Source organism: Elusimicrobiota bacterium (assembly GCA_040757695.1).
GTDB lineage: Bacteria > Elusimicrobiota > UBA8919 > UBA8919 > UBA8919 > JBFLWK01.
The window spans coordinates 1-9,382 of record JBFLWK010000082.1; the positions used below are offsets into that span (position 1 = coordinate 1).

General features: G+C 34.4%; 12 protein-coding genes and 1 tRNA gene. 1 reads left to right on the plus strand and 12 read right to left on the minus strand.

Translation table 11 applies throughout. The features are described 5' to 3' along the window. Nucleotides 1-47 precede the first annotated feature (47 nt). Nucleotides 48-329 (minus strand): hypothetical protein, encoded by a 282-nt coding sequence (locus AB1349_11250; protein ID MEW6557906.1) that lies wholly within the window; start codon nucleotides 327-329, stop codon nucleotides 48-50. Between the two features lie 95 nt (nucleotides 330-424). Here AB1349_11250 and AB1349_11255 point away from each other — a divergent pair. Next, nucleotides 425-511 (plus strand) — tRNA-Leu (locus tag AB1349_11255). Nucleotides 512-579: 68 nt separating this feature from the next. Here the strand turns inward: AB1349_11255 and AB1349_11260 are convergent. Genes AB1349_11260 through AB1349_11310 form a run of 11 tightly spaced genes read right to left on the minus strand, consistent with a single transcriptional unit; the run spans nucleotide 580 to nucleotide 9,352 of the window. Beyond that, the gene (locus AB1349_11260; protein ID MEW6557907.1) at nucleotides 580-1,329 is read right to left on the minus strand and encodes a polysaccharide deacetylase family protein; all 750 of its coding nucleotides are present in this window, start codon (nucleotides 1,327-1,329) and stop codon (nucleotides 580-582) included. After that, complete coding sequence (locus tag AB1349_11265) at nucleotides 1,322-2,959, minus strand: hypothetical protein (protein MEW6557908.1); 1,638 nt, start codon at nucleotides 2,957-2,959, stop codon at nucleotides 1,322-1,324. Before AB1349_11265 ends, AB1349_11260 begins: the two co-directional genes overlap by 8 nt. A 27-nt stretch (nucleotides 2,960-2,986) precedes the next feature. After that, nucleotides 2,987-3,697: an ABC transporter ATP-binding protein gene (locus AB1349_11270; protein MEW6557909.1), complete on the minus strand. Its 711-nt coding sequence runs from the start codon at nucleotides 3,695-3,697 to the stop codon at nucleotides 2,987-2,989. A 39-nt stretch (nucleotides 3,698-3,736) separates the two neighbouring features. Further along, nucleotides 3,737-4,555 (minus strand): PorV/PorQ family protein, encoded by an 819-nt coding sequence (locus AB1349_11275; protein ID MEW6557910.1) that lies wholly within the window; start codon nucleotides 4,553-4,555, stop codon nucleotides 3,737-3,739. Between the two features lie 29 nt (nucleotides 4,556-4,584). Further along, entirely contained in the window at nucleotides 4,585-5,160 is a 576-nt protein-coding gene (locus AB1349_11280; GenBank protein MEW6557911.1) for a hypothetical protein, read from the minus strand. A 29-nt stretch (nucleotides 5,161-5,189) separates the two neighbouring features. Continuing rightward, entirely contained in the window at nucleotides 5,190-5,807 is a 618-nt protein-coding gene (locus AB1349_11285; GenBank protein MEW6557912.1) for a zinc ribbon domain-containing protein, read from the minus strand. Between the two features lie 37 nt (nucleotides 5,808-5,844). Beyond that, the gene (locus AB1349_11290; GenBank protein ID MEW6557913.1) at nucleotides 5,845-6,543 is read right to left on the minus strand and encodes a zinc-ribbon domain-containing protein; all 699 of its coding nucleotides are present in this window, start codon (nucleotides 6,541-6,543) and stop codon (nucleotides 5,845-5,847) included. An 11-nt stretch (nucleotides 6,544-6,554) separates the two neighbouring features. Continuing rightward, the gene (locus AB1349_11295; protein ID MEW6557914.1) at nucleotides 6,555-7,229 is read right to left on the minus strand and encodes a CsgG/HfaB family protein; all 675 of its coding nucleotides are present in this window, start codon (nucleotides 7,227-7,229) and stop codon (nucleotides 6,555-6,557) included. Nucleotides 7,230-7,279: 50 nt separating this feature from the next. Further along, nucleotides 7,280-8,161 (minus strand): hypothetical protein, encoded by an 882-nt coding sequence (locus tag AB1349_11300; protein MEW6557915.1) that lies wholly within the window; start codon nucleotides 8,159-8,161, stop codon nucleotides 7,280-7,282. 9 nt (nucleotides 8,162-8,170) lie between these two features. Beyond that, on the minus strand, nucleotides 8,171-9,076 hold the full coding sequence (locus tag AB1349_11305; protein MEW6557916.1) for a PorV/PorQ family protein: 906 nt from the start codon (nucleotides 9,074-9,076) through the stop codon (nucleotides 8,171-8,173). Between the two features lie 12 nt (nucleotides 9,077-9,088). Next, nucleotides 9,089-9,352: a hypothetical protein gene (locus AB1349_11310; protein ID MEW6557917.1), complete on the minus strand. Its 264-nt coding sequence runs from the start codon at nucleotides 9,350-9,352 to the stop codon at nucleotides 9,089-9,091. Nucleotides 9,353-9,382: the final 30 nt, after the last annotated feature.

The window sequence follows — 9,382 nt, forward strand, 5'->3', positions numbered from 1 at the left end:
GAGTTCATATACAGCGTGACTTGCTCGTCTTAGCTCCACATATTACATTATACAAAATTTGGCAAAATTTGTCGGTCGCCTTCATCCCCGCAGCAAGCTGCGGGGTATTCGGCGACATTTAAATAAAGCATATGAACAATCAATGGAAAAATTCGGTTTTCTTTTAACGCTTTTTTAAATTCTCGGATTTCATCAAGATTAAACTCTTTCCGAGCCCAAGCCCGCGGCGACCGAGAGAAAATCTGGATTGTTTCACATCCCAACTCAACCGCTTCTTTAATTGTATTTTTCAGTCCTTTTCCAACAGAGCAATGAATACCTAATCGCATATTGACAAAAATCAATTAAAAATGTAGAATGTTTCGAGTTGCTATAGAGCCCTAAATTTTTAATTGCTAATTTTTAATTTTAAATTGCTTTTACTGCCGGAGTGGCGAAACTGGCAGACGCGAAAGACTCAAAATCTTTTGGCTCATATGGAGTCGTGTGGGTTCAACTCCCTCCTCCGGCAAATAAAGACGATTCAAACAGATAATAACACAGATGCAAACAGATTCCTATTCTGTCTACATCTGTTCTTTATCTGTCTATATCATTTATTCCCAAAATCTTCCGTAACGGCACTATCTCATAACCTTTCTTTTTTATTCCTTTGATTATTTCTGGAAGTGCCTCGGTTGTAATTTTCTTCTCGTGGAATATCAAGATTGCACCAGGTTCAATACCTTCCAAGTACCTTTTTACCATTCTGTCTTTAACATTTTCCTGCCAGTCACAGCCGAAAGTCCAGTTGACAACAAGATATTTTTTTTCTTTTGCAACTTTTTTTATAGTCGGCGAAATGAACCCATTAGGCAACCTCATAAAAAGCGGTTTTATACCAACAGCATCTCGTATTGCTGTCTCACAATCTTCTAATTCCTGTGAAAGTATTTTTTCAAATTGGTCTAACGATTTTGTTTTTTTCAACTGATAGTAATTCCTGTGTGAGTATGTATGGTTACCAATTTCATGTCCCAATTGTAAGTATTTGCTTACATATTGTGGATAGGTTTTTACATTTACACCAACCAGAAAAAAGGTTGCTTTTACATTTTCTTTCTTAAGTATTTCAAAAATTTTCTCTATAACCTGCGAGTTAGGACCATCATCAAATGTGATAGAAACCCATTTTTTTGATGGGTTCCCGTCGGTATAAAACCTGCCGTAATCATAAAGCGGTTCTTTTTTTTCAACTTTTTTAGCACAACCAATAAATGCAGGTAAAAGGTAGAAGGTAAAAGGTAAAAGGTAAAACAATCTCCAGCTTCTGCGTTTTAAATTAGACATCTAACACCTCCAAGTTTTTTGCGCCGAAATACATTGGCAGAAAGATAGCAACAAAATTGATAATAATCAGCGCTGATACGACTATTATGATTATTCCAGGTTCCATAACATTTTTACGATAGAGTTGCGAGACAAACCAGAGACGCACGATAATTGCTTCTAATGAGATTACCAAAAAAATATAAAAAAGTGAAAATACTATGAATATCATTCCGCCTGTAGAACTTTCAATTTGCGAGATATTTTCAACCTTAAACTTCGGAAAAACAGCACCAAAACCAACCGCCATTGCAGCAAGTGAAACTGCAACAAAAATTATTGTTATAAACGACAGATAACTTATAAATTTAGTCACGGTTAAAAGAAAATTAGAAATTCCGATAAATAATCCGCCTAAAAAAACCAGAGGGATTACCGCTATCAAAAATTTTTCCCATATAAATTTTTTTAATGTTATTGGTAAAGATTTAACAATCCAGAAACTTTTACCTTCAATTGAGACCAGTGGAAAAACGAACCTTAACGCAATCGCTGCAAGCACAAAACCTGCAAGTCCGATATTCAAGAATGAGACGAGCGATTTCAAATAAAATGTATCCAGCGGTAGTTTGTAGATATTAAAAAGATACACGATAACCAGTGCCAGAAGTAACAGAAGTTGAGACCACTGTGAAGTATCGCGAAAAAATATTTTTATATCTTTCATAAAAAGCGAAACAGCCCTGTTTTTAATTTTCCATTTTAGGCATGTTTTATATCCTGATGATTCTTGTGAATCAGCCCAGCTATTATAATATGACTTTTGAGAAATATAGATTGTAACAGCAACAAGTATAAAAGCGATACTAAAAAGCAGAAATGAATAAAACCAAAAATTGCTCCACTGTTTTGAGACATACAAAAACAATACTGATGTGAACCACCAAGATGGCAGATACTTTGCGGTTGGCATCTGAATTACAGATATATACTCTATTACTTCGTTAAACTTATCTGCTTTCAGAAAATTTTCAGGCTGAATAAATCTTGCAAAAAGATAGACAGCACCTACGAGTAGGACTCCTAATATAATGAAAATATCTCTTGCTTTTTGTGATGGTAAAAGTTGCACAAAAACAATACTGATTATTGTTCCAATTGATGACGCAATTAAAAAAAATGGAATCAGAAATAGCAAGGTTACGATATAAAAACTGTCATTTACCGATTTTATTCTGCCGAATGCAAACAAAAACGGCAAAAATGCCAGAAGCACCATCCATGAAGAATAAAAAGTTGTTCTCAGGAATTTGTAAATAAAAATTTGTTTCGCAGTTATTGGAAGCGACATAAGAAAATTCAAATCATCAGCCAGAAAAATAGTTGAGAATGAAATGATTAGATTTGAAAATACGAGCATTATCAAAAAAGTTAAAAAAATCATTGCAACAAGTTTTACAATAAGCAATCCACCAATAAACTCTATAGTATTGAGATAGATAAGCACCCTAAAAAAACCGTGATATAAAAACCACAAAAAGATAAAACCAAGTATCATTAAAAACGATGTCTTAAATGCATCCGGCCAGGTGATAGATTTTATTTTGTTTAAAAAGTTTTTTGTTTCTAAATAAATGAATTGGTTCATCATTTTTAAAATGTAAGCATTTGCTTACATTTATATTTCTTCTGTGAGTTTGAAGAAGACCTCTTCCAAGTTGGTTTCGGTTGCTGCTTGTTTTTTTAGTTCTTTTAGTGTGCCGAGTGCAATAATTTTACCTTCGTTAATTATAGCAAGTTTTGTGCAAAGTTTTTCTGCAATTTCCAGAATATGTGTTGATAAAAATATAGTTGTACCCTTCTGTGCCAGTTCATAATAGATATTTTTTACCAGCCGTGCAGATTTAGGGTCAAGTCCGACAAGCGGTTCATCTAACAAAATTATTTTTGGCTCTCTCATTAAAATACTTGCCAGAACCAGTTTCTGTTGCATCCCGTGAGAATAGGATTCAATAAGTTCGTCAGAATAGTTTTTAAGTTCAAACTGTTCAAGGTACTTATCTATTTTCTCACTGCTGATGTTGTAGATTCCGCAGATAAACTCTAAAAACTCTCTGCCAGTAAGTTTCTGATAGACGAATGGTGTATCTGGAAGAAGCCCAATAATTTTTTTTGCCTCTATCGGCTCTTTTTGGATATCGTAGGTATTAACAATTATGCTACCGGCAGTTGGTCTAATGAGTCCTGCAATCATTTTTATAGTGGTTGTTTTTCCAGCGCCGTTAGGGCCTAAAAGCCCAAAAATCTCACCTGATGGTATATCCAAAGAGATATTATCAACTGCAACCTTGGTGTTAAACTTTTTTGTCAGATTAGTAATTTTTAGCACGAACAGATTATACTAAATTGGTAGGTAAAAGTCAATGTATTAAAACTTCATACCGAATGAAAATCTGTGGGTATTAGTGAACCGACCGAATGGAACGAATGCATAATCAAGCGTATATCCACCATCCCTCCCCTTCTTAAAATTCACGCCAAGCCCGGCAGATAAGCCATCAAGTCCGCCTAAATCATTCCCGCCTGAACGATATTTATAGCCAACCCGCACAGGCAGAAATTTTATCACATAATACTCTGTTCCAACTGAAATTGCGCCGTCGCCGGAAAAGGGCAGCATTAAATCGCTTGCGATTAAGAGTTTCTCGTTCACCTGATAACTCATTCCCCAGCGGATATTTATTGCTAAAGGCGCGCTTTCATCTACAAACTTTATTTTCGGACCGAGATTCTGGAGCACGATGCCAAACTTCATTTTCTTGCCTGTATCATACAAAGCGCCGCAGTCAACAGCAACGCCACCTGATTTCTCATCATCTAATTGTAAGTATATTCCTTTCAGCGAAATACCGCAGGATATGTTCTCGTCTAACTTTTCAGCGTATACAGCAGATAATGCCGAGTTATAATTCATAAACTCGCCTGTCTTGTTGCCAGTGATATCTTCTCTGCGTGTATCTTTTGTGTAAAGTGTATTCAATTCCGCACCAAAAACGCGTTTTCCGACGGGCATTGCAAACGAAATATCACCATACCGTATCCCACTGACATATTGTAAATGTGTAAATGAGATGTTCTTATTACACATTTGTGTAAGTCCAGCGGGGTTCCAGTAGGTTGCTTCTGCATTATCAGAAACAGCGGTAAATGCAGAACCCATAGCAGTAGCGCGGGCGCCAACTGGCACCTTCAGAAAATCACCGAATGTTATGCCGCCTATGGCATAGAGGCAGTTAACATATATAGTAAATCTATAGTGTGCTTATCTTTCAATGAACGATAAACAATTCCGACATCGTTTAGTATTGATGTCGCTTTATACTCATCCGCAAGTGTGCTGGTTAGGTATTTGGCATTACCGCCCACAAATATGCTCTGGCTGAATGGTAGTCCATAACCAATACTGATGAGCGTATCTTTTTCTAATGTTATTTTTCTTGTTGTGCCATCAAGTTCTTCAACTGTTTCGGTGCCAGTGTTATACTCAAGATAACTTATACTTAGTGTGCCTAATTTTGTATATGGCAGAATTACTCCACCAAAATTGTATTTTGAGTTTTCTATTACACCAGACCACTGGGAAAGTGATATTCCAGAATCAACTGTCCAGCCGAGAAACCAAGGATTGTTGAAAGCATCTGCGGGACTAACACTTGAAAACACTTCACCCATTGAATACAGTTTTGCTCCTGGCTCAGCGTCGGTTAAAAACAACACCGTTGGTTTTTGTGCTGAAAATATTGTGTTGGTAATAAAGCATATGCAGAATAGTTCTAAAATTATTTCTCTCATTGCTTTTTGTTTTTTAATAGGTTACACCTTTACTTTAACTTTGTTCCACATTGGTCACAAAAATTTGCATCATTCAGGTTTTGGGCACCACACTGTGGGCAAGTAATAAATCCCTGTTGAACAGAACTATTTTCAACTTTTTTCTTTTTTATTTCCGCCTTATTTGGATTTTTATCTACCTTTTCAATAATAATATCTTTATCTCCCAAAAGTGCATTATCCACAGCATCTACTATCACATTGCCCACTATACCATAAAATCTTCCCGGCGAGCGTGGTATAATCAATTTTATTGTTTCATTATTACTCACTTCAAATTTCTTTTTTAATACTCTTGGTTGGTCAGAATGAGCATCAGACCATCTTATTTCATGCGACCCGGTAACTATTTTAAACTTTATTTGGGTTTTAGATTCAAAATCCCAAGGACCCTGTCCGAAAATGCTATCTGTTTTTCCGGAATGCATAACTATACCTTCTTTATCTATTGTTATTTTCAAGGTTGATTCGGATTGATTATATATTATAACTTTTCCGTAAGGTGAAAATTCATCTTTAGGTTCAAATTTATAAGAAGATGGTGCATATATTGTTGCACATCCATTAAAAAAAATTATAAGCAATAATATTACAATCAATTTTTGCATATCAAAAATTTTTATTAATATTTTATATATTTTTTACTTATAGACATAAAAGTACCGCTAATACTAATATCCCTCCTTCTACCCAAGTTATATCTTTTATAGTTTTTTGTTTTGGTGTATACTCTTCTCTAACCGGTTTTGGTTCAGGCCTTGGCTGATAACTTTCTTTATATTCTATTTTCGTCTTGTTTTCATCATTGTCTTTTATAATCACATTGGTTAATGATCTTCCACAATATCTACAGAAATTAGCATTTGATCTATTCCTTCGATTACAACTAGGGCATATTTTTTCATCAGTGATATCACTTTGAGATTTTCTTTCATTATTTATATTACTACTTGGCACTTCTTTAGTAAGGGCAGACCACTCAATTATAAATGACCACACAGAAGATGGTTTTGACCATCCATCGGAATTAAGTGTAGCAACACGCCAGTAATATGTCTTTCCTTTCTGTAAATAATTTCTATCTGGCACTGTCCATTCTTCTTTTTGGGGATAATTTGAACTTGCATCAACAATTTTTTTTGTACATTCTCTATCGGAATAAATAGCAATGTTATAGCAAGCAGTGTCTTCAACTCCATACCATTCAAAAGTTGGTAGAGTTGTGGTGATTATTTCACCATTCTCAGGGCTCAATAAGACAGGTGGTTCTGGTTTAGCAAATAGTTTGCCAAAAAATAAAATTAAAAATACTATTGGAAAAAAATATTTAATTATACTAAACATAACCATTGTTTTCACAAACGTTCCACTTCCATTGCTATTTTCTCTACTAGTTGATATATAGCTTTTCTTGTAGCAATCCCGATAGAAGTTTCATCAAATCCTTCTGTTCCATACTCAAAAGATAAAACTGCACCCGTTCCAGATGAACTGGTAGTGCATGTGCCAATACCAGTTGCCGCTGAAATAATTTCGCCTGTTTCTACGCTAACCATTTTGGCATCTATTACTATCCTCGTTGTTATATTCCTAGAACCAGTAAACCCTGTATAAACACCAGTTTTCCGAATACCGAATTCACTTACTTCCCCTACTACAACCGCTTGGGCACCTAATAATTTTCCAATCCTTGCTGCAGTTTGCTCATCAACAACAGCACTCTGACTAAATCTTTGCTCTTCTAATATGCTTTTAATCATTTCAGGGCTACGTTCAACTACTTTAAATCGCTTCGAATCAACTAAAGCTGTTGTTAACATTTTTGCCATTCCTCGTCCTATTTTAGGGTCATCAAATTCACTACTATTTTTTAAATCAAAAACATAAATAATTTTCCTTGGTCCATTGTAATGTGGCAAATTTAATTCTAGCACATCTTCTGTTGCTGATTCCGTTGTTGTTGTCTGAACAGTTACACAACCTGTTAAACTTACTATAATACACAATAAAAAAAACACTAACTTCTGCATATTATTCTCCCTTTATCCTGAATTTTGCGTGAACTTTCCTACTTTTTTACCTACCTTGTTATTCCTGGTCCAACTAACACACTGCTGTAATGCTTACCCCATTCATATTGTAATCCAAGTATAATAAGTGTAGATTTATAGCCGGATTCATCTTTACTGTTTGACTCAACAAGTCCAAAAAGCATACCCAAACTTACTTTTAAATTAGGATTAAGTTTCAATGGTCTTATGAATATATCCGTACCATACATTTGCATGGTTATTGAAAGCCCATCTTCCTCTATTGTTTGGTCAAATACTTTTCCCTCCATTGACGAATATGTAGTCATATACCAACTTGGTGCCAAAGATATCCAAAATGATAATGGTATTTCTGCAACAGCTCCTAAATCCCAACTTTTCATTATTAAATCCATACTACCTGTATCTTTTTCTCTTCCCGATATATTGCTCTGAGCATAAGAGGAAGAACCCATACTAAACCGTCCTAATCCGATGAATGCTGCCATACTGAAATCACTTTTAGTAATTTCACCGGCTATATCTTTTTTTTCTCCTCCAATAAGTTCAAGAGAAAAATTTGGATTAATACTCCATATGGTTAAATCATTCACGTATTTAGAATAAGTATCTTTTGAATCACTATTAATTCCCATTACAAAATAGTTTATATTAAATCCACACTTATCATTTACTGCAAAATTGTAATCACCAGTAAGTCCAAGTCCTGAAATACTGAATGAATAATTCGGCTCCTTCTTTTCTGGTTTCATACTTAAATAAATACCTTTTATATTCAGTACCCTCATTCCATCATGCCAGTTTATAACTGATACCGGCTGAGGCATTAGTTTTTCAGAAACACCTTGTAAAATACAACTATCAGAAATTGCCAATAACAAAATTATTAATATTAATTTTTTTTTATTCATACAATTTTACTAGAACTTTATAATAAAACTAATTCTGTGCATGTCGCCTAATTCCCCATATGGAACAAAAGCATAATCTAAACTGTAGCCATCAACTCCGAAACCAACACCCAAAGATATCCCCCCAAGATGCTTTAGTTTTACAATATCCTTAAAATATTTATATCCACACCTTATGAAAAACATCTTTTTCATAACATACTCTGCACCTATATTAAAACCAGTTATATCATTTACATAATGGTTAGTATCCAATGCGAGTATTAAATTATCTTCTAATAATTTATATCCTACACCTAATTTGATTACTACAGGCAGAGAAAATTTTTCTTCAATAAATTTCATTTTCAGGCCAATATTTTGGAAAGACAATCCGACATTCAATTTTGAGAATAAGTTTTGTTTTAATAATCCTACATCTATAGCAAACCCTTTGGCTATTTTTGTATCCAATTTCCATCTTATATATTTTAGACTGGCACCGATATCTATGACATTTACAATCTTTTTGCCATATGATAATATCCCAACTAAAGAATTATTATTAAAATCGCCTTCAAACTCACCTTGTTCATTTGTTCTTGCCTGAGAATCATACATATAATAAATACTCGCACCTAATGTTCCTTTTATTTTATTTACTGGTCGGACATATATAAGATATTCCATATTTGTATAAACTATACCTTTTATATGAGTGAAAGATATTTCTTTCTTGCTAAGATTTGATATACCAGCGGGATTCCAATATATTGCATTATTGTCATCTGCTATAGCAGTAAACGCTTCGCCCATTGCATTCGGCCGACTACCAGGTGCAATCAATAAAAATCTCGGACTCGTAATTTCATTTGCAATTAAAGTGTAAAAATTGAATATTGATAGATATAAAACAAAAAGATATTTTTTAAACATTTTTATCACTGGTCATCGAATTACTGTAAATTTTCCCATATTCTTTTCTCCAGGATTATTTGTACCATACAAATATATTCCACTCGGGATATTTTCTTGTATTGGGTATAATTCTATGCTCTTATTTCCGTTTGTTTCTTCTAAGGTTTTTATATGTTTTCCGTCAATTGTGTATATTCTAATTTTTGTTGAGTAGACATCTTTATAACCTCCTTGTGGTGACAGCCCTATCGGGCTGTCGTGCCCCTCGCAGAACCGTGCTTGCAGATTGCCCACACACGGCTCTTCAATAACACTTCCTCATAA